The sequence below is a fragment of the Pseudoduganella sp. RAF19 genome (assembly GCF_052114165.1).
Lineage (GTDB): Bacteria > Pseudomonadota > Gammaproteobacteria > Burkholderiales > Burkholderiaceae_D > Rugamonas.
Map to the genome: position 1 here is coordinate 230,182 of NZ_JBFREF010000008.1, position 18,033 is coordinate 248,214.

The following is an 18,033-nucleotide window of genomic DNA, read 5'->3' on the forward strand; positions in this document are numbered from 1 at the left end:
AACTCCTAATGAAATAAATGATTCAGCTGCGGCGCCGCGCGCCGAGCCAGTGAAGGGTGGATGCGAGCAGGCCCAGCGCGACGCCAAAGACGACCACGCCCATCCAGCCGTAGCGTGTCATCAGCCATCCGCTGATCGTTACGCCAACGGCGCCTCCAAAGAAGGTCGCAGTCATGTAAAGGCTGTTGATGCGGCCTTGTGCTGTCGGGTCAACTGCGAAAGCGCGGGTCTGGTTCGATACAAGCCCGGACTGCACGCCGATATCGAGCACGATGACACCGATTATCAGCAGGGCCAGCGAGGATTCAGCGCCCGCAAGCAGCATGTAAGCAAGCGTCACAACGCCGATGCTGACGCCAATGATGTTGCGCGGCCCGAGTTTGTCCGTGGCGCGTCCGCCGACGGAAGCGGCCAGCGCACCCGCCGCGCCGATGATGCCGAAGCTGCCGGCCCAGGCGCTGTTCAAATGCCATGGGCCATTGGCCAGCAGCGAAGCCAGGTTCACCCAGAAGGCATTAAAGCAAGCCCACAGCAGCGCCTGGATCATCATCGATTCCCGAATCGGACGATGGTTGCGCGCCAGTGGCCACAGTGACGCCAGCAATCGGCCGTAAGTCAGATTAGTGGTCGGCACACCGGGAGGCAGCAAGGTGGCCGCTCCAATCCAGACGGGAATCATGAATGCAGCTTCCGCGCCGTACACTGCGCGCCAGCCATAGGCGGTTCCGATCATGCCGCTGATGGTGCGGCCGAGCAGGGCGCCGACCATGATGCCGCTGACGACCGTTCCGACTGCGCGCCCGCGTTCAGCAGGCAGCGACATCACGGCCGCAAAAGGCACCAGTTGCTGGGGCACGCAGCTGACGATGCCAAGCGCGAAGGATGCCGCGATCAGTGCCCAGATGCCTGGCGCAAACGCCGCGGCTGCGGCGAACACGAATGCCAGCACGATTTGACCCAGCACCAGCTTGCGCCGGTCGAAGCGGTCGCCAAGCGGCAGCAGCAGGGCCAGGCCTGTCGAGAAACCAAGCAAGGCAGCGCCGGCCACCAGATCAACCTGCGTCAGGCCGACGCGCAAGTCCGAAGCGATCAATGGAAGAATCGGCTGGGTGCTGTAGATATTGGTGATCACGGCACCGGCAACGCCGGCCATCATGAGGATCTTGCCGCGCGACGCCAGCGCCGGGGCAGTTGGACTAATCGTTGATGTGGGCAGCTTGCTCACGTGCTTTTCCTTTCGTATCGGACGTTGGCCGCTTTAGCGCGGTTGTTGGCTTGGTCTGAAGCTTAGGTCCTTGCACGTACAAAGAGAATCCCATAAGATTGAGAATCAACCTTCCATAATTTGATAGAGCCCGATGGATCGCCTCGAATCAATGTCCATCCTTGTTGCGGTAGTCGACGCAGGCAGTCTTTCTGCCGCGGCGCGCCGCCTCGACATGCCGCTGGCGAATGTCAGCCGCAAGGTCAGTGAACTGGAAACGCATCTGAAGACGCGCCTGCTGCACCGGACAACGCGGCAGCTCTCGCTCACGGAAGCGGGTGTTTCCTACGTCGCCGCCTGCCGCCGCATCCTTGAAGACGTGGGCGAGGCCGAACGCACGGCGACCGGCGAATATGCTGCTCCCCGAGGCAAGCTTGATGTAACGGCATCAGTGGTGTTCGGGCGCTTGCATGTGGTGCCTGTCGTTGCCGAATTCCTGGCTCAGTATCCCGAGATTGATGTGAACCTGATGCTGACGGACCGCGTCGTGCACATGATGGATGAGCAAATAGACGTGGCAGTGCGCATCGGCGAATTGCCCGACAGCGCACTGATGGCGACCGGTGTGGGCGCCGTACGCCGCGTGGTCTGCGCCAGCCCGGAATACCTGGCCAGACATGGCGTTCCGTACAAGCCTGTAGATTTGTCCACGCATAACTGTGTCAGTTTTGAGGTGCTGGAGTCCAAGCGCGCCTGGTCGTTTGGCGGCGGCAAGTCGGAGCAGTGGGTGCCGGTACATTCAAGGCTTTCAGTCAATACGGCGGAAGCGGCCATTGATGCCGCCAAGCTTGGTGTGGGCGTGGTGCGTGTGCTGTCCTATCAGGTGGCGCAGGCCATACGCGATAAGGCGCTCTGCGTGGTGCTCGAGGAATTCGAAGCCGCACCGTTACCGATCAGCCTTGTGCATAAAGGGCAGGCGCCGCTGCCGCTGAAATTGCGTGCCTTCTTTGATTTTGTCGCGCCGCGTTTGCGTGCGCGTATGGCGCAAGAACTGTCCGACGTCACAGCCTTGTCCCAAAAACGATCCTGATTGTCCACCTGCCGCAGCAGGCAGGAATTCCTTTTGCGTGTGCGGTAACCGATACTGGGTCTATCCAAAAATCAGGAGGACTCATTATGAGTACGCACGTTTTACGTATCGCTGTCCTTGCCGGCGCCGCCGCACTGGCGGCGGGCTGCGCCAGCGACGGCGGGCTGAAGCCGCAGTCGCGAATGACCGATGCAAACCAGCTGCAGGCGCGGGCGACGCTGGCGCACGCGGAAGTATCGCAGGCAGCGTGGCCGGCGCGCGACTGGTGGCATCGCTACAGTGACAAGCAACTCGACCAGTTGATCGGCGAGGCCCTGGCCGGTAGCCCGACCATGCGCGCGGCGGAAGCCCGTGTACGCCAGGCCGCGGCAATCGCCGAGATCACCGGCTCGGCGTTGTCGCCGCAGGTGACTGGCGCTGCACGCAGCAACCGGGTGGCGTTTAGTGAGAACAGCAATGTTCCAAAACCTTTGGCCGGTTCCTGGAAATGGAGTAACGAAGCAAGCTTGAACTTTTCCTACGAGCTGGACTTCTGGGGCAAGAATCAGGCCGCGCTGGATGCGGCAGTAGGGCGTCAAAAGGCTGCCGAAGTGGAAGCCGAGGCAGCACGCTTGCTGCTGACGGTCGGCATCGCGCAGACTTATCTGAAACTGTCGCAGTTCTATGCACAGCGCGATCTGGGCGAGCAAGTCCTGCAACAGCGCCAACAGGTGCTGGACCTGACCGGGAAGCGCGTCGCAGCAAAAATCGATTCGCAAGCGGACTTGAAACAGGCGCAGTTGGCAATTCCGGTGGCGAAGGGTGATATCGCGGCGACCGATGAGTCGATTGCGCTGGTGCGCACTCAGCTGGCCGCGTTGATGGGGGCGGGGCCGGATCGCGGCGCCAGCATTGTACGGCCGCAGCTCAAGGTGGCGCGTCCGGCTGCGGTTCCCAGCCTGTTGCCGAGCGAACTGCTGGCGCGCCGGCCGGACGTCGTGGCGCAGCGCTGGCGGGTTGAATCGCTGAGCAAGGATATTGATGTAGCAAAGGCGCAGTTTTACCCGACCATCAACCTGAACGGCCTGATCGGGCTGCAAAGCCTGGGTTTCAGCCACTTCCTGCAGGGCGGCAGCGGGATTGCCAGCGCAGGGGCGGGGTTGAACCTGCCGATCTTCGACGGCGGACGCTTGCGCGGCAATCTGGCCTTGCGCGATGCCGACTACGATGTGGCGGTTGAGGCGTATAACCAGACGCTGATCGATGCGCTGCGTGATGTCTCGAGCCAGCTGGTGTCCATCCATTCGCTGGCCGAGCGCAGCGCGTTGCAGGACGAAGCGCTGGACACCGCTCAGCAAGCGTATGGTCTGGCCATGAATCGCTATCGCTCAGGTGTCGGCAGTTATCTGCAGGTGCTGGCGACGCAAATCCAGGTGCTGTCCCAGCAGCGCTCCCAGATCGACCTCGATACGCGCGGATTCGAGCTCGATATGCAGCTGGCGCGCGCGCTCGGTGGGGGATACGCCAATGAATAAGTTTTCCAAAACGCAGACGATCGTCGCAGCTGCGCTGCTGGTGGGCGCCGCCGGCACCGCATGGACCATGCTCGCGCCCACCGGCCAGCAAGTGACCGAAGATGCTTACGTCGATGGCAATGTAGTGCAATTGACGCCGCAGGTCTCCGGCAGCGTGACGCAGATCGGCGCCGATAACACCGATTACGTCAAAGCCGGCCAGGTGCTGGTACAGCTGAATGAAGTCGATGCCGAGCTTGCGCTGGCGCGCGCGGAAGCGCAGTTGTCGCGTGCCGTACGCCAGGTCCGTGTGCAGTTTTCCAACGCCAGCCAGTTCCGCGCCAATGTTACGCTGAGGGCGGCGGATTTGTCGCGCGCAGAAGCCGACCTGGCCCGCCGCCGTGACCTGGCCGAAAGCGGCGCGATTTCGGGTGAGGACATTCATCACGCGGAAGATGCCGTCAAGGCCGCGCGTGCAGCACTGAGCGTGGCGGAACAGCAGCAGGCCGGTGCCGGCGCACTGGTGGATCAGACCAGCGTCACCAGCCATCCTGATGTGCAGGCTGCCGTGTCGCAGCTGCGCGAGGCTTATGTCGCTTCGGTACGCACTACCTTGCGTGCGCCGGTGTCCGGCCTGGTCACCAAGCGAAATGTGCAGCTGGGGCAGCGCGTCAACGCAGGCGCAGCCTTGATGGCCATTGTGCCGCCCGATCAAATGTGGGTGAACGCGAACTTCAAGGAATCGCAGTTGCGCGATATCCGCATTGGCCAGCCTGTTACGCTGTCGGCCGATGTGTATGGCAAGACGGTGCATTACTCCGGGCGTGTGATCGGGCAGGATGCCGGCACCGGCAGTGCGCTCGCACTGCTGCCGGCACAGAATGCCACGGGCAACTGGATCAAGGTCGTGCAGCGTGTGCCGATCCGTATCGCGCTCGATCAGAAAGAACTGGCGGCACATCCCTTGAAGCTTGGCCTATCCATGCACGTAGTGGTCGATACGGGCGATCGTAGCGGCGCGGTGGCAATGAACACGGCGGCCAATCGCGGTGTTTACCGGACCGACGTGTTCAAGAATGAGCTGGAACAGGCTGACCAGCTGGTCGAACGCATCGTCGCCGCCAATCTTGGTGGCAGCAATGAGCTGGCCAAGGTGAACTGAAATGAGCCCGCCCAAATATCCGCGCGAGGGCTTGCTGCTGGCGACCATCTTCATGCTGTGTGGGCTTGAGTTCCTGCAGGTCGGCATGATCACTTTCGCTGCTGGCCCAATCTTCGGCCAGGCCGCAGGCTCGCCTGAGGAGTTCACGCTGGCGACCGTGGTGTATGCCGTATTTGCCATCGCATCGCTCTCGCACCAGCGCTGGCTGGTCGAGCGCATGGGCTGGCGCGGCTTTCTGCAAATGTCGGTAGCGGTGTATATCGCTGGCGCGGCGATTTGCGCCAACAGTAGCGCTTTTGCGGTATTTCTGGCCGGTCGTGCAGTAATGGGACTGGGCGGCGGGCAGTTCCTGACCGCGGCCCGCGTGACCGTCAATCTGATTCCGCCAAGCCCGCGGCGCTTTCGCGGAATCCTGGCTTTCGCTGGCTCGCTCACGGTAGGTAATGGCCTGGCGCCCTGGGTAGCCTCGTTGGCAGTGTCGCATGGCGACGCATCCTGGATATTCGTACTGCTGGCCGTTCTGGCCGCAATTGCAGGCGCGCTTGGTACGCTTGCGCTGCCCGCCGATATCGTGCCGGTGGAGAAGCGCAGCCATGGCCACCCATTGACTGTGCTGGTGATGATGGCTGGGACATTCCTGACTCTTTACGCTTTGCTGCGCGCGCCGTATGACTTTTTCTCGCGGGGACCTGTTCTGCTGCTGATGCTGATCGCCGGCATTGGCGGCCTGCTGTATTTCGGTTTGCATCAGCACAGGCATGAGCATCCACTGCTGGTGCTGAAACGCCTGATGATTCCTCGCTATGTGGCCGGCATTGCGACCTTCACGCTTGGCTACATGGTTTTGGGGGCGAACAATTATATGTTCCCAGTGCTGATGCAGGGCGGCCTTGGCTTTTCATGGGAAGTAAGCGGCAAAGTGCAGACTGCCGGCTTGATTGCGGCGGTGCCAACGTTCGCCATCATGGCCATGGTCTTGAAGCGGAATCAGTCGGCCAAGAAGTTCTACGTGACCGGCTTTGCTTTCCTGACGTTGTCCAGCCTATTGCTGGTGCGCCTGAATCCTGAGGCGAACCTGTGGACTGATGTGTGGCCCGGCATCGCAGTCTTCGGTGCGTTTATCACGCCGGTGATGGTGACGACGGCCTTGCATTCCTTCATGGACCTGATGGGCGATGAAGTGGCGTTCGCGAACGGCCAGCAACTGAAGAATATGATGTCTCAGTTTGGCGTGTCGCTCGGTGCAGCTGGCGCCGCACTGTTCCTGCAATGGCGCAGCAGCGCGCACCTGTCAGCGCTGGTTGAGCGCTTCTCTCCCGGCGATGCGGTCTTCAACGGCGTGGCGGGCCAACTGGGTGAGCAGTTCTCCGCCAGTTACGGCGCGCAGGCTGCGCAGGCGGCGACGGCGACGCTGGTGCAGCAAGTCAGTCAGCAGGCTGTCCTGCTGTCCAGCCTGGATTTCTTTGGCTTCCTGGTCGGTCTTGGGCTGCTGGGTGCAACAGTCATGATGGCTCAGCGCATCCTGAAATAAGATACTCAGCATGGGATAGAATGTCCTTATGGATTGAGGAACAATTCAATGAAACTGACTTTGGTGGTACTCGATGGCGTCCAGGCACTGGATCTTGCAGGTCCAATGGACGTCTTCGCGGAGGCGAATCTTTTCCTGCCGAAGAAAGATCAATACGAAATCACGCTGGTCGGCGAGAAGCCGGGCAGCGTGATGTGCTCCAGCGGCGTTGAATTCAAGGTGCATTACGACTACCGGAATTTTCACGCCGAGAGCGAACTGCTGCTGGTTGCGGGCGGTCCGCGCTATCCGGAATACCGTCCCGAACCTGAACTCGCCGAGTGGCTGGGCGAGCGCGCCCGTCATGCGAGCCGCTTTGGCGCCGTATGCAACGGTGTCTTCCTGCTTGGCCATGCCGGCTTGCTGGCCGGGCGCGAAATCACCACGCATTGGGATCATGCTGACCGGCTTTCCCAGCAATTCCCCACATCGAAGGTAAGACCCGACAAGATTTATGTGCGGGACGGGAACCTGTTCACCTGCGGCGGCGTTACGGCGGGCATTGATTTGTGCCTGGCGCTGCTGGCAGAGGACTGGGGACATGAGATTGCAGTGCGTGTTGCTAAACGGCTGATCGTTTATATCCGCCGCGATGGCGGGCAATCGCAGTACAGTCCTTATCTTGCTGTCGGCCCGGATGAGGACTCGCTGGTCGCCAAGGTGCTGAAATATGTGACTGACCATATCAGCGATCCCTTGACTATCGAAGATATCGCCGATGCGGTTGGCGTCAGCAGACGTACTTTTTCGCGCGCCTTTGCCAAGCACGCGAACGTAACTCCTTCGGTTTTTGTGGATCAGGTACGGATCGATTTTGCCCGCAAGCTGCTGGAAGAAACCGATGTACCGTTGAAGACTGTGGCCTTCCGCTGCGGGTTCAATAGCGCGACACAGATGCGCATGATCTTCCTGCGCCAGATAGGAAGCTCTCCCAAGGATTACCGGGAGCGCTTCCGCGTTGCTTATAACGGGACGGACGATACGAATTCCGGTGCGATCCTTGAAAGCACATCTTTGGGGATGGACTCGTAGCAGAACAGCACGATGCGGCGCAACGCTTCGGCGTCCATCGTTGAACTCTCGCCGAATCTCTCCCGTGCGATGGCATAGAGCGAATCCCGCATACGCGCCGACACGGGATTCTCTATGGACGCCATCGCCAGCCCGTCATGCCCGAACACCGCGACATAGCTGGCCTCCGGCGCTGTGCGCACAGTCTTGAATGGATCGAAGCCGGCGGCAATCAGATATCCCAGCAGCCGTTCGTGGAACTCTCCATGCGCATAGCCGTCGAAGACGAGTACGTGAAACGATGGACCCTTGCCTTCGTTATAGGCTTGCGCTGCCTCGGCTGCGAGGGATTGCAAATCCTCCCATCGAAACGCGGCGGGTTGTTCCTGCCACATTTCATAAAGATTCATGAAATCACCAAGCAGTCGGTTGATGTCGTTTTTTGCGGCGTTCATGATTTGCTCCCCTCGAAGGCGTTGTGTACGACACGTGCCTGTTGTTCCAGATGTAGCGACATATAGCCTGGCGCTGTCGACGCGCTGGCCTCACGGCAGGAGTCGCGCAGCGTCGCCGTGGCTGGCGTGACGGCGCGCAGATCTTCTTCGATTGCCTTCCAAGCGCCTTGATTGCGCGGCTCTTCCTGGGCCCAGACGATTTCCTCGACATTGCTGTAGCGGGCCAGTTCCGCCTTCAGTGCAGCAGCAGGGAAGGGATAGAGCTGTTCCAGGCGGATAAGCGCGACGCCGGCGCTCTGCTGCGTGCGGCGGTGTTCAAGCAAGTCGAAATACACTTTGCCGGAGCTGATGATGACTTTTCGGATGTCCGCAGCCGGCTGAGCATCGCCCAGCACTTCCCTGAACTGGCCATGCGCCAGATCTTCCAGTGTGCTGACCGCCTCCGCGTGGCGCAGCAGCGACTTGGGCGTCATAACGATCAGTGGTTTGCGATCGACTAATGAAGCCTGGCGACGCAGAAGATGGTAGAGCTGGGCGGGCGTGGTCGGCTGGCAAACCTGGATGTTCTCCTGGGCGCACAGCTGGAGATAGCGTTCGAGCCGCGCCGAGGCGTGTTCAGGTCCTGCGCCTTCCTGGCCGTGCGGCAGGAACAGGGTCAATCCGTTTTGCTGGCCCCATTTGGCCGCAGCGGCGGAAATGAAATTGTCGATCACGACCTGGCCGCCGTTGGCGAAGTCGCCAAACTGCGCTTCCCAGATGACGAGCGAATCGCTGCGGACGCTGGAATAGCCGTATTCAAAAGCCAGCACCGCAGCTTCGGACAGAATGGAATTATTGACAGTGAATGCGCCCTGGTTTGGGGCGACGTGATACAGCGGAGTGTACTTGCCGTCGCGCCGGTCTTCGCGGCGCTGGTCGTTCAGCACAGCGTGCCGGTGGCTGAATGTACCGCGTTCGCTATCCTGCCCGCTCAGGCGGACATTGACGCCCTGAGCCAGCAGTGTGGCGAAGGCCATATGCTCGCCCATGCCCCAGTCCAGAGGCCTCACGCCTTCAGCCATCTCACGGCGGCTGGCGATCACCTTGGCGACCAGCGGGTGCAGCGTGGTTGTTTTGGGAACGTAGGTCAGACGCTGCGCGATCGAGCGGATATCGTCGATGGCCAGTTCTGCGGGAATGGCGCGTGACTTTTCGGCGTTGGGCTCGGAGTGTGAAACAGGTACGTTGGCGCGGGCCAGATATTCCCGGTATTCATTGGCGAACTGCGTTACGTCCTCCGACGTCACGACTTGCTCGGCCACCAGCTTTTGCGCGTAGATGGCGGCCGCGCCGGGATGAGATGCGATGGAGCGGTACATCATAGGCTGGGTGATGTGGGGCGTGTCCTGCTCCTGGTGACCATGGCGGCGGAAGCAGACCAGGTCAATGACCACGCTACGCTTGAAGGCCATGCGGTATTCGATCGCCAGTTGTACTGCCTCCACCACGGCCTCGGGATCGTCCGCGTTGACGTGCAGGACGGGCGCTTCAATCAGCTTTGCAATATCGGTGCAGTAAAAGCTGGAGCGGGTTTCGGCAGGATCGGAAGTGGTGAAGCCGATCTGGTTGTTCACCACGATATGAATGGTGCCGCTGGTGCCATGGCCTTTGGTGTAGCTCAGGTTCATCGTCTCCATCACGATGCCCTGGCCGGACATCGCCGCGTCGCCATGAATCTCGACCGGCAGCACGCCACCTTCGACAAGTACGCCCATTTGCTCGGCATGAGCACGCGCCATGCCTTGTACGACCGGATTGACGATCTCCAGGTGGGACGGGTTGAAAGCGAGGGTGACGTCGACATTGCCGTGTTCCGTTTGACTGACGCCGCTGAATCCTTTGTGGTACTTCACGTCGCCCGCTGGCAGCAGGCGCGCGGTCTTGCCATCGAATTCGTCGAACAGGGATTGGGGCGGCTTGCCGACGGTGTTGACCAGTACATTCAGGCGGCCGCGATGTGCCATGCCCAGAATGACGCTCTTGATGCCGTTTGCCGCGCCGTGGCGTATCAATTCATCCAGCAGCACAATCAGCGAATCGCCTCCTTCCAGCGAGAAGCGCTTTTGCCCGACGTAGCGGTTGTGCAGATACTTCTCCAGGCCTTCCGCGGCGATCAGCCGCTGCAGGATATGCCTACGATGGTCTGCGGTGAGGCTTGGCTTCGAGCGGCTCGACTCAAGCCGCATCTGCCACCACTGGCGCTGGCCAGCGTCGGCCAGGTACATGAATTCCGCGCCTAATGTGCCGCAATAAGTTTCATTGAGTGCCGCGACCATTTCTTTCAGCGGCAGGAATTCTGCGTCCGAAAGATAAGTGCCTTCGGTGCTGACGGTGGCGTTCATGTCAGCCTGTCCAATGCCATACAGGCCGGGGTTCAGTTCAGCGACTGGAGCGACAGGGCTCCAGCGCAGTGGGTCCAGGTCTGCTTGCCTGCTGCCCACCATGCGGTATGCCGCAATCAGGTACTGCACTGCGACTTGTCTCCTCGCGAGTGTTAAAGCATCAACGTTGCTGTTGTCGGCAGCGGGCGCTGTCTGGAGTGCCGCGAAGTAGTCGTGCCATTCCTTCGACACGGAAGCTGCGTCTTCCAGATAGGCCTCGTACAGCTCTTCGATGTAGGGGACGTTTTCTCCAAAGAGAAACGACGTCTTTCGCATTTTCTTCAACATGATGTTTTCCTTTACCGGGCGTGAAATCGCCCTCTGATGAATCCAGTATGGAATTCGGCGTCCCGAAAGGAAATTCGCAACTGTGCCGCTTATGCGCCAAACGGAGTGGATTTCGGGACAGGTCCGGACCGATCATTCGTTTTGGGACAAGTCGCGCGCCTTTAGGGACAGGCCCCTTACATCGCGCTTCCGCTGGTGCAAAATCAATTCACCAACACTGCGGAGCCGATCATGGAACCTGCTCAAGCCAAGCCGATACAGCTTCTGCCCGGATGCGTCATGGCCATGGGGGCACTGGCGCTGGCCTGGCGCCGGGCCAGCGAAGACCATGGGGCCAGCGTCCTGATGGCCCATGGCATCGCTGTAATTGCAATGCTGCTGTTTGTTGTGATGGTCCTGTCATATGGCGCGAAGGCGATGGAGCATTCCGAAGTCGCGGGGCCATTGGCGATGGTCTGGTGGCTCGTCGCCTTGCCGCTGGCGGTGCTGGCGAATGCTGCACAGATCTACGCGGGCGAAATTTCAGGTCCAAGACTGCGCCTGACCGCAGCGCTATTGCTGCTGCTTGCCACGGTTTCAATCGCTGGACTTTGCGTACGCACTCTGTACGCCTTTTTTACCGGCCGGGTTCCGCCTGATTGAGGAAGCCACCGTTTTACTTTTATTTTTGGAGGCCCAATGGCCAAGAACACTTATCCGCTCACCACGCTGCTGCCGCTGCAAAAACTGGACTTCCGTCTTGCAAATGGCATGCGCGTCCGCACTGTGCTGATGCCGCAACCGAATGCGTCCAGCACGAAAATCGCCCATGTTGAGCTGAATTATGCCGCGCCCGGCAGCGAAGCATTCAATCCCATTGGTCACGAAGGCATTCCTAGAACGGTGATTGAGGCGGCCACGCTGGCCTATCAGATTGCGCAGAGCCAGACCTGCAGAGGCGAAGGCTTCAATATTGTGGAGGTACTACTTGAGGGCGAGGAGTTCGTTGAGCGAGGAGACATGGAAAAGATCGCTGGTGCTGCCATCCCCGTGAAATTGGTCTGACACCGCTTTACAGCGCTGATAATCCATAGTAACCTGTAAACATCAATGTAACGGGTTATAGGGGGCGAGCATGAGTATCCACGACATTCATTCTGCTAAAAACGGTGAAAGCGTGCTGGCGCAGCTGGGGCAGAGTGAGAAGCCGATGCCGCTCGCTCCCTGCGTCGAGCTGGATAACGGCAAACGATGGATACCCCAGCATTATTTGACGTACCAGCAGACCGTTGATTCGCTATCCGAGATCCTGCATGACATCGAACCGATGGAAGACATCGTTCTGTTTTGCGGCCATGACGAAAATGGCCTGTACCTGCAAGTCGGCGTGCTTGGTCCTGACAACTACGATCACTCGGTCGAGCGTCCGCGCCGCCTGGTGTATGGGCGCAAATGGCGCATCGAAAGCTACACGCCGACCTCGGAAGTGATTCAGACGGCGCTGCTGGCGGTGAAGAAGGCTTGTGAGCATGAAGTGCGGGAACTGTTCACCGTGCGTGACGCGAGCAGTGGCAAAACTGGGACGCCGTTCAGTACCCACCTTGATCTGCCGCTGATGGCGCGCTATCCGGAGCTGGTGCATCGCGCCGACGCCGAAAAGCCATTTCAGCACTGGCTGATTGGCATGCAATTCGCAGGCCGTGAAATTCTGGTGCACGACGCGGCCTTGCGCGCCAACGGCGATGTGGTCCTCGATCTGAAATTCGGTGCACCATCGCGCCCAAAAGACGAACATACGCGTTACGGCATCGAGCAGCTGATGCTGACGGTGGTGCTGCGCACGCGGAAACAGGCGGCCCTGCTGCATGCCGTAACGGACGCGCTCATTCAGCACAGCGACTCGCTGATCGACGAGGGCTTCCGCTACCGTGGCTTTGCGCGCTTTAGCAGGGAGCTGCATCCCGCCAGTATTGCGCAGCTGTCAATCGCGACGCGCAGCCGGGCATTGCAGCATCGCGAGTTCGATAGTATCCGCAAAGCTGTGAACTTTGAGGTCGATGCGAAGCGCGTGCCTTCACTGGGGGCTGGACAGCTGGCTGCACGGAATCGCCAGATTCTCGAACGGGAAGACCAGCTGGGTGGCCATTTGCCGCATGACTTTACGCCGGAAGAAGCTAGCGGACGAATTGCAGGCGGACGAGGGTAGTCAGATTGGGAACGCTGAAGGCGGAGACATCGCCGCCATGCAGTTCCATGATGGCGCGCACAATCGCCAGCCCCAGTCCGGCCGATGCGGTGCCGGTGGAACGCGCCGGGTTGGCGCGGTAGTAGCGGTCGAAAATATGCGCCATATGTTCCGGTGCGATGCCGGGGCCGGAATTTTCGACAGCGATCTGTGGGCCAAGCGCCGTGTCGCTTGCGGCCAGTCGGATGGCGCCGCCGGGAGGTGTATGCTGAATCGCGTTGGACACCAGATTGCCCACGGCGCGCTGGAACAGGATAGGATCGGCATCGATGCACACGTTACCGGGGGTGATGGTCAGGATGACGCCCGCTTCTTCGGCCAGTCCTTCAAAGTAGTCGCGGATGCGCTCAAGTTCAGCCGTCGCGTCGAGTACCTGGCGCTGCACCGCAAGCTGCGCATTGTCGGCGCGTGCCAGGAACAGCGTATTCTCGATCATTTGTGCCAGGCGTTCGTATTCCTCCAGATTTGACGCCAGCAGGTGCTGGTATTCCTCTTTGCTGCGTGTATGCGCCAATGCGACTTCGGTCTGTACTCTCAGCGTGGAAATCGGTGTGCGCATATCGTGCGCCAGGTCGGCGGCAAAGCCGGACAGCCGCTGCACGCCTTCTTCAAGCCGCGCCAGCATGGCGTTGAACGCTTTGCCCAGTTCCTGCAATTCGGCTGGCACCTGGTCCACGGCCAGTCTGGTGTTCAGGCGATGCGTGCTGATGTCGTTTGCCTTGCCGATCACGGCGTGCAAGGGCTGCATGCCGCGACGAACGATGAGGAATCCCAGCAGGGTCACAAGCAGGCCGGCAATGCATACCACCAGCGTCAATTCCCATGAATAGCGCTTGAGCATGACGGTGCGTTCCGAGTGCTCGCGAGCGATGGTGATGCGCACGGGCGTGTGGGCAGTGTCGCCCAGCACGGCGATGGCGCTCAGCATGCGGCCGGTGCCCGCAGCCGGCACCCAGTCGCGGATATCCGACAGCGAGGTTGTGCGTGAAGCCGCAACGGGTTCGATTGCCGGCAAGGCGGCGCTTGGAACGGCGGTTTGCAGCAGGAGTTTGCCGTCGAGCGTGTGCAATTGAAGGATGCACCCTTCGACATCGAATATGCCATTGAGGAAGGGAAGGGACGAGCGTTCCAGTTCTTCCGTGCCGTGAACGTCCGCCAGGAAGTGACGCAGCAGGTTGACCCGCACCAGAAGCTCGGCATCGTCGTGATGCGCCATTTTGACGGCCAGCGACTGGTAAAGATAGCCGCCCATCAGGGCAAAGGCCAGCATCGCCACTGTGGCAAACAGTAGTGCGAGGCGTAGCGAAATCGACAGGGGCCGCAGGGTCTTCATCCGCGGTCCTCGGCCACATAACCCATGCCGCGTACGGTGTGAATCAGCTTGAGCTCGAACGGATCGTCCACTTTGGAGCGCAGACGGCGGATGGCGACATCCACGACGTTGGTGTCCGAGTCAAAATTCATGTCCCACACCTGGGACGCGATCAGCGAGCGGGAAAGCACTTCGCCGTGGCGGCTCACCAGCAGCTGGAGCAGCGCGAATTCGCGCGCGGTCAGATCGATGCGCTGCTCCGCGCGCGTTACGCGCCGCCGCAATACGTTCATTTCCAGGTCCGCCACCCGTATCACTTCCGCCGTGCGCACAGGGCCGCGCCGCAGCAGGGTTTTTATGCGCGCCACCAGTTCGACAAAGGCGAAGGGCTTGACGAGGTAGTCGTCGGCGCCGAGTTCCAGCCCTTTCACGCGATCCGATACCTCGTCGCGCGCCGTCAGCATCAGTACAGGAACTTCGCTTTGCTCGCGCAGCTTGCGCAGCACCGTCCAGCCATCGGCTTTCGGCAGCATCACGTCGAGCAGGATCAGCTCATAGCTGCTTTCCAATGCCATGTGCAGGCCTTCCTCGCCGGTGATTGCCAAGTCGGTAATGAATCCGGACTCCAGCAAGCCCTTGCGCAGGTAGGCGCCGAGCTTTGGTTCATCTTCCACGATCAAAATATGCATAGATACCTCTGTTCCCAGCTTCTCATTGTGCCGGGGCTGATCAGGTCCRTGGATTACATTCCTGTCATCTTGCGGCCATGCTGCGGTCAGGGTAGGGAAGGCATGCTTGGCAGCTCTGATTTTTAGTTGAGAAGGATGACACATGTTGAAACTACTGTCCGAACTGCCATTCACCACCAATTCGACGGCGCGTGACTGGGCGCCCATACCTCTGCGCCTGATTATAGGCCTGGGCTTTTTCCAGCATGGCTATGCGAAGCTGGCGCGGGGATCGGAACATTTCATCGGCATCATGCAGGCGCTGGGTGTGCCGGCGCCGGAACTCATGGCCTGGGCCACGATTCTGGTTGAATTGCTGGGTGGGCTGGCCATTCTCGTGGGGGCCTTCGTTATTTTGGCGAGCATTCCGATGATCATTGTGCTCCTCACTGCGATCTTCACCGTACATCTGCCAAATGGATTCAGCTCGATCAAGCTGCTGGCAGTGACGTCAACGGGGGCGCGCTTCGGCCAGCCTGGATATGAAACGGATCTGCTGTATCTTGCGGGGCTCACCGTGCTGGTGCTGGCCGGCGCGGGGCGCTATTCGCTGGATGGCTTAATCCACCTGTCCCTTCAGCGGAAATAGGGCGAGCAACCCATCGAGGCGGGACAGCTGCCGGTCCGGTTGCTGTCCCATCTCTTCGAAGACATTCCCGCCACGATTGATCCAGCAAGCCGGAAAGCCGTAAGCGCGGGCGCCGGTCACGTCCCAGCCATTCGACGACACAAAGAGAATGGAACTCTTCGGCAGTTCGAAAGCCTGTTCGGCAAGGACGTAGGCACGGCTCGACGGCTTGTAGATCCCGGCTTCTTCCACGCTGAGTAGAAAGTCGAATGCATCCTGAAGGCCGGCGTTCCGAACCACGGAGCCAATCGAATTCGGCGTACCGTTAGACAGGATGGCGAGCCGCAAGCCGCGGCGCCGCAACTCGCGTAATGTCTCCGGCACCTCGCGGAAGGCGGGCAGTGCAAGGTAGGCTTCTTCCAGCACCTCAGCCGCGCCGGCATCGAGATTCAGTCCCAGATGGCGGCAAGTGAATTGCAAGGCATCGTGGGTGACGCGCTCGAACGGTTCGTATCGATTCATCAGGCTGCGCAGCCAGGTGTATTCGAGCTGCTTCTGCCGCCACAGCATGCTGACCTCGGCGCCCCGGCCAGGAAACTGGTCCTCGCATTGTTTGGCCACCGAGTACACATCGAACAGCGTGCCGTAGAGATCGAATGCAATCGCTTTGATTTGCTCCATTTCAGCCTCCTGTGGTTTCTCGATATGGTAACCCTCTAAAATTTGTTTGACAAGTTACAATATGTGGAATAACCTTTGAAATACTTTTTGATGGGTTACTTTTGAGGGGGGTAAATATGCGTGCGATCGTATTGGAGAAGTTTGGTGGTCTGGACAGCCTGGTTTATATGGACATTCCGGAGCCTGAGCCGTTGCAAGGGCATGTTGTCATCGAAATCAAGGCGTTCGGTATCAATCACGCCGAGATGCATATGCGGCGGGGCGAATGGGCTGAAGCGGCAAAGGTCAGCGGTATCGAATGTGTGGGCCTGGTGAAGTCCTGTCCGGGTGGCGAATTTCCGGTGGGCGCCAAGGTGGCTGCGCTGATGGGCGGCATGGGCCGTACCATTAACGGCAGCTACGCCGAATACACGCGTGTGCCGGTTGAAAACGTGGCACTGATCGACGCCGACCTGCCGTGGGCCGAACTGGCGGCAATCCCCGAGACTTACGCGACAGCGTGGACCTGCCTGTTCCGCAATCTGGAGGTTGAAGCGGGGCAGACTTTGGTGGTGCGCGGTGCGACGTCCTCGTTTGGCCAGGCGGCTGTAAAGTTGGCCGTGGAAGCCAGCGTAAAGGTCATTGCGACCACACGCAATCGCGACCGCTTCGCGCTGCTGGAGGCGCTGGGTGCAGCGCGCGTCGAGCTCGAAGGCCCGGATCTGTCCAGGCGCATCCCAGAGGCGAAGCAAATCGACGCGGTGCTGGACCTGGTCGGCAACAGCGTGATGCTCGATTCACTGGCGATGCTGCGCCGTGGCGGCCGCTCATGCCTGGCTGGTTGGCTGGGCGGCCTGGCGCCCATCGATGGCTTTAACCCGTTGCTGCAAATGCCGAGCGGAGTGTATTTGACCTTCTTCGGCAGCTTCGTGTTCGGTACGCCGGATTTTCCCGTTTCGGACGTGCCGCTTCAGCGCATCGCGGAAGCTGCTGCGCGGGGACGCCTCGACGTCAAACCGGCACGTGTCTTCCGGTTCGATGAAATCCGCGAAGCGCACCGGGTCATGGAAGCCAATCAGGCAGCAGGGAAGATGGTGGTCGTAGTGTGACGTCAGCCCTTGGCCGCGCGGGCACGATGCGCGGCCTGTTTGGCGCGGTTGCCGCAAACGGCCATGCTGCACCAGCGCCGTGCGCGGCGATTCGTTTTGTCCATGAAGAGCAGGGTGCATCCCGCACCTTCACAGTGCTTGACGAAGCTGAAATCGGCGCTGCATACCGTTTCGGCCAGGGTGCGTGCGATAGGCAGCAGGAGCGATTCCGCTGAACGCCAGCGGCGATGCGATTCCAGCGCGAGCGCGCCATCGACCAGGGCGACTTGCTGGAACTGTTCGTCGCGCGCGAGGATCTGGTTGAGTGGCGTCAGTTCGCCGAACGCCTTCCTGCTCAAGGCCTGGCCAATATGGCGATTGATGAAATCCCGGAACCATTCACGCAGTGCGCGGGCTTGCCCGGCGACGGCGTCGAGTTCCCCCGGCAGGGCTTGAGCGCGCACGGTATTCAGCGCTTCGGCGGACATCAGCCCGGACTGTTCAAGCCAGCGCAGCAGGCCTTCGCCATCGGCGATCCAATCCACTGCGACGTCGACTGGCGTGGCGATCGAATTGAGGAAGTCGACCCCGAGGTCATCCGCGACGAACATAGCTGGGACGTGCTGGTATTGCATGTAAAGCCTTTTTTTGTAACCTGATCCACCTCATTATACAAGTTAGCTTGCTGTTGAGGCTCGTCAACTGCCCCAAAAGGGGGATGGCGAACGGGCGTCAATCCGCCATACTCAATCGCACAGCA

At 60.2% G+C, this 18,033-nt stretch carries 17 protein-coding genes; 10 read left to right on the forward strand and 7 right to left on the reverse strand.

The genetic code is table 11. From position 1 onward, the window contains the following. Nucleotides 1-22: 22 nt before the first annotated feature. Nucleotides 23-1,225: an MFS transporter gene (locus AB4Z19_RS22005; RefSeq protein WP_442035989.1), complete on the reverse strand. Its 1,203-nt coding sequence runs from the start codon at nucleotides 1,223-1,225 to the stop codon at nucleotides 23-25. Nucleotides 1,226-1,358: 133 nt separating this feature from the next. Here AB4Z19_RS22005 and AB4Z19_RS22010 point away from each other — a divergent pair, with 133 nt between their 5' ends. The 5 genes from AB4Z19_RS22010 to AB4Z19_RS22030 all read left to right on the forward strand — a co-directional run bounded on the left by AB4Z19_RS22010 (nucleotide 1,359) and on the right by AB4Z19_RS22030 (nucleotide 7,551). Continuing rightward, nucleotides 1,359-2,294 carry a LysR family transcriptional regulator gene (locus AB4Z19_RS22010; protein ID WP_442024270.1) on the forward strand — a complete coding sequence of 312 codons (936 nt, stop codon included), beginning with the start codon at nucleotides 1,359-1,361 and terminating at the stop codon, nucleotides 2,292-2,294. Between the two features lie 86 nt (nucleotides 2,295-2,380). Further along, nucleotides 2,381-3,808 (forward strand): efflux transporter outer membrane subunit, encoded by a 1,428-nt coding sequence (locus tag AB4Z19_RS22015; protein ID WP_442024272.1) that lies wholly within the window; start codon nucleotides 2,381-2,383, stop codon nucleotides 3,806-3,808. Next, complete coding sequence (locus AB4Z19_RS22020) at nucleotides 3,801-4,949, forward strand: HlyD family efflux transporter periplasmic adaptor subunit (RefSeq protein ID WP_442035991.1); 1,149 nt, start codon at nucleotides 3,801-3,803, stop codon at nucleotides 4,947-4,949. The genes AB4Z19_RS22015 and AB4Z19_RS22020 overlap by 8 nt, the downstream gene beginning before the upstream one ends. A gap of 1 nt (nucleotide 4,950) precedes the next feature. Further along, a complete protein-coding gene (locus tag AB4Z19_RS22025) occupies nucleotides 4,951-6,480 on the forward strand; it encodes an MFS transporter (protein WP_442024276.1) in 1,530 nt (509 codons plus the stop codon). A 48-nt stretch (nucleotides 6,481-6,528) separates the two neighbouring features. Then, nucleotides 6,529-7,551, forward strand: coding sequence for a GlxA family transcriptional regulator (locus tag AB4Z19_RS22030; protein ID WP_442035993.1), 1,023 nt, complete (start codon nucleotides 6,529-6,531; stop codon nucleotides 7,549-7,551). Here AB4Z19_RS22030 and AB4Z19_RS22035 read toward each other — a convergent pair. Continuing rightward, entirely contained in the window at nucleotides 7,482-7,985 is a 504-nt protein-coding gene (locus tag AB4Z19_RS22035) for a hypothetical protein (RefSeq protein ID WP_442024280.1), read from the reverse strand. The two genes, AB4Z19_RS22030 and AB4Z19_RS22035, sit on opposite strands and share 70 nt — an antisense overlap. Further along, nucleotides 7,982-10,693, reverse strand: a complete 2,712-nt coding sequence (locus AB4Z19_RS22040; protein WP_442035995.1) for a 2-oxoglutarate dehydrogenase E1 component — start codon at nucleotides 10,691-10,693, stop codon at nucleotides 7,982-7,984. Before AB4Z19_RS22040 ends, AB4Z19_RS22035 begins: the two co-directional genes overlap by 4 nt. A gap of 231 nt (nucleotides 10,694-10,924) precedes the next feature. Here AB4Z19_RS22040 and AB4Z19_RS22045 point away from each other — a divergent pair, with 231 nt between their 5' ends. The 3 genes from AB4Z19_RS22045 to AB4Z19_RS22055 all read left to right on the forward strand — a co-directional run bounded on the left by AB4Z19_RS22045 (nucleotide 10,925) and on the right by AB4Z19_RS22055 (nucleotide 12,878). Then, the gene (locus AB4Z19_RS22045) at nucleotides 10,925-11,335 is read left to right on the forward strand and encodes a hypothetical protein (protein WP_442024284.1); all 411 of its coding nucleotides are present in this window, start codon (nucleotides 10,925-10,927) and stop codon (nucleotides 11,333-11,335) included. Between the two features lie 36 nt (nucleotides 11,336-11,371). After that, nucleotides 11,372-11,737, forward strand: coding sequence for a hypothetical protein (locus AB4Z19_RS22050; protein WP_442024286.1), 366 nt, complete (start codon nucleotides 11,372-11,374; stop codon nucleotides 11,735-11,737). Nucleotides 11,738-11,807: 70 nt separating this feature from the next. Continuing rightward, nucleotides 11,808-12,878 carry a hypothetical protein gene (locus tag AB4Z19_RS22055; RefSeq protein WP_442024288.1) on the forward strand — a complete coding sequence of 357 codons (1,071 nt, stop codon included), beginning with the start codon at nucleotides 11,808-11,810 and terminating at the stop codon, nucleotides 12,876-12,878. Here the strand turns inward: AB4Z19_RS22055 and AB4Z19_RS22060 are convergent. Then, nucleotides 12,847-14,250: a heavy metal sensor histidine kinase gene (locus AB4Z19_RS22060; RefSeq protein WP_442035997.1), complete on the reverse strand. Its 1,404-nt coding sequence runs from the start codon at nucleotides 14,248-14,250 to the stop codon at nucleotides 12,847-12,849. The two genes, AB4Z19_RS22055 and AB4Z19_RS22060, sit on opposite strands and share 32 nt — an antisense overlap. Continuing rightward, nucleotides 14,247-14,918 carry a heavy metal response regulator transcription factor gene (locus AB4Z19_RS22065; RefSeq protein ID WP_442035999.1) on the reverse strand — a complete coding sequence of 224 codons (672 nt, stop codon included), beginning with the start codon at nucleotides 14,916-14,918 and terminating at the stop codon, nucleotides 14,247-14,249. The genes AB4Z19_RS22060 and AB4Z19_RS22065 overlap by 4 nt, the downstream gene beginning before the upstream one ends. 142 nt (nucleotides 14,919-15,060) lie before the next feature. On the opposite strand from AB4Z19_RS22065, the gene AB4Z19_RS22070 reads away from it, so the two are divergent. Continuing rightward, complete coding sequence (locus AB4Z19_RS22070) at nucleotides 15,061-15,546, forward strand: DoxX family protein (RefSeq protein ID WP_442025021.1); 486 nt, start codon at nucleotides 15,061-15,063, stop codon at nucleotides 15,544-15,546. Here AB4Z19_RS22070 and AB4Z19_RS22075 read toward each other — a convergent pair. Then, entirely contained in the window at nucleotides 15,517-16,206 is a 690-nt protein-coding gene (locus AB4Z19_RS22075; RefSeq protein WP_442025019.1) for a haloacid dehalogenase type II, read from the reverse strand. The genes AB4Z19_RS22070 and AB4Z19_RS22075 overlap by 30 nt on opposite strands. Nucleotides 16,207-16,322: 116 nt before the next feature. Between AB4Z19_RS22075 and AB4Z19_RS22080 the strand changes: the two genes are divergently transcribed. After that, nucleotides 16,323-17,294, forward strand: a complete 972-nt coding sequence (locus AB4Z19_RS22080; RefSeq protein ID WP_442025018.1) for a zinc-binding alcohol dehydrogenase family protein — start codon at nucleotides 16,323-16,325, stop codon at nucleotides 17,292-17,294. Between the two features lie 2 nt (nucleotides 17,295-17,296). Here the strand turns inward: AB4Z19_RS22080 and AB4Z19_RS22085 are convergent, their stop codons facing one another. Further along, nucleotides 17,297-17,908, reverse strand: a complete 612-nt coding sequence (locus AB4Z19_RS22085) for a CGNR zinc finger domain-containing protein (RefSeq protein WP_442036001.1) — start codon at nucleotides 17,906-17,908, stop codon at nucleotides 17,297-17,299. Between the last annotated feature and the right edge of the window lie 125 nt (nucleotides 17,909-18,033).

Excerpts from the sequence above, each read along its gene's own strand:
- AB4Z19_RS22060 (WP_442035997.1), bottom strand. The coding sequence starts at position 14,250 with ATGAAGACCCTGCGGCCCCTGTCGATTTCGCTACGCCTCGCACTACTG.
- AB4Z19_RS22080 (WP_442025018.1), top strand. The coding sequence starts at position 16,323 with ATGCGTGCGATCGTATTGGAGAAGTTTGGTGGTCTGGACAGCCTGGTT.
- AB4Z19_RS22055 (WP_442024288.1), top strand. The coding sequence starts at position 11,808 with ATGAGTATCCACGACATTCATTCTGCTAAAAACGGTGAAAGCGTGCTG.
- AB4Z19_RS22010 (WP_442024270.1), top strand. The coding sequence starts at position 1,359 with ATGGATCGCCTCGAATCAATGTCCATCCTTGTTGCGGTAGTCGACGCA.
- AB4Z19_RS22065 (WP_442035999.1), bottom strand. The coding sequence starts at position 14,918 with ATGCATATTTTGATCGTGGAAGATGAACCAAAGCTCGGCGCCTACCTG.
- AB4Z19_RS22050 (WP_442024286.1), top strand. The coding sequence starts at position 11,372 with ATGGCCAAGAACACTTATCCGCTCACCACGCTGCTGCCGCTGCAAAAA.
- AB4Z19_RS22075 (WP_442025019.1), bottom strand. The coding sequence starts at position 16,206 with ATGGAGCAAATCAAAGCGATTGCATTCGATCTCTACGGCACGCTGTTC.
- AB4Z19_RS22030 (WP_442035993.1), top strand. The coding sequence starts at position 6,529 with ATGAAACTGACTTTGGTGGTACTCGATGGCGTCCAGGCACTGGATCTT.
- AB4Z19_RS22085 (WP_442036001.1), bottom strand. The coding sequence starts at position 17,908 with ATGCAATACCAGCACGTCCCAGCTATGTTCGTCGCGGATGACCTCGGG.
- AB4Z19_RS22025 (WP_442024276.1), top strand. The coding sequence starts at position 4,951 with ATGAGCCCGCCCAAATATCCGCGCGAGGGCTTGCTGCTGGCGACCATC.
- AB4Z19_RS22015 (WP_442024272.1), top strand. The coding sequence starts at position 2,381 with ATGAGTACGCACGTTTTACGTATCGCTGTCCTTGCCGGCGCCGCCGCA.
- AB4Z19_RS22070 (WP_442025021.1), top strand. The coding sequence starts at position 15,061 with ATGTTGAAACTACTGTCCGAACTGCCATTCACCACCAATTCGACGGCG.
- AB4Z19_RS22045 (WP_442024284.1), top strand. The coding sequence starts at position 10,925 with ATGGAACCTGCTCAAGCCAAGCCGATACAGCTTCTGCCCGGATGCGTC.
- AB4Z19_RS22035 (WP_442024280.1), bottom strand. The coding sequence starts at position 7,985 with ATGAACGCCGCAAAAAACGACATCAACCGACTGCTTGGTGATTTCATG.
- AB4Z19_RS22020 (WP_442035991.1), top strand. The coding sequence starts at position 3,801 with ATGAATAAGTTTTCCAAAACGCAGACGATCGTCGCAGCTGCGCTGCTG.
- AB4Z19_RS22040 (WP_442035995.1), bottom strand. The coding sequence starts at position 10,693 with ATGTTGAAGAAAATGCGAAAGACGTCGTTTCTCTTTGGAGAAAACGTC.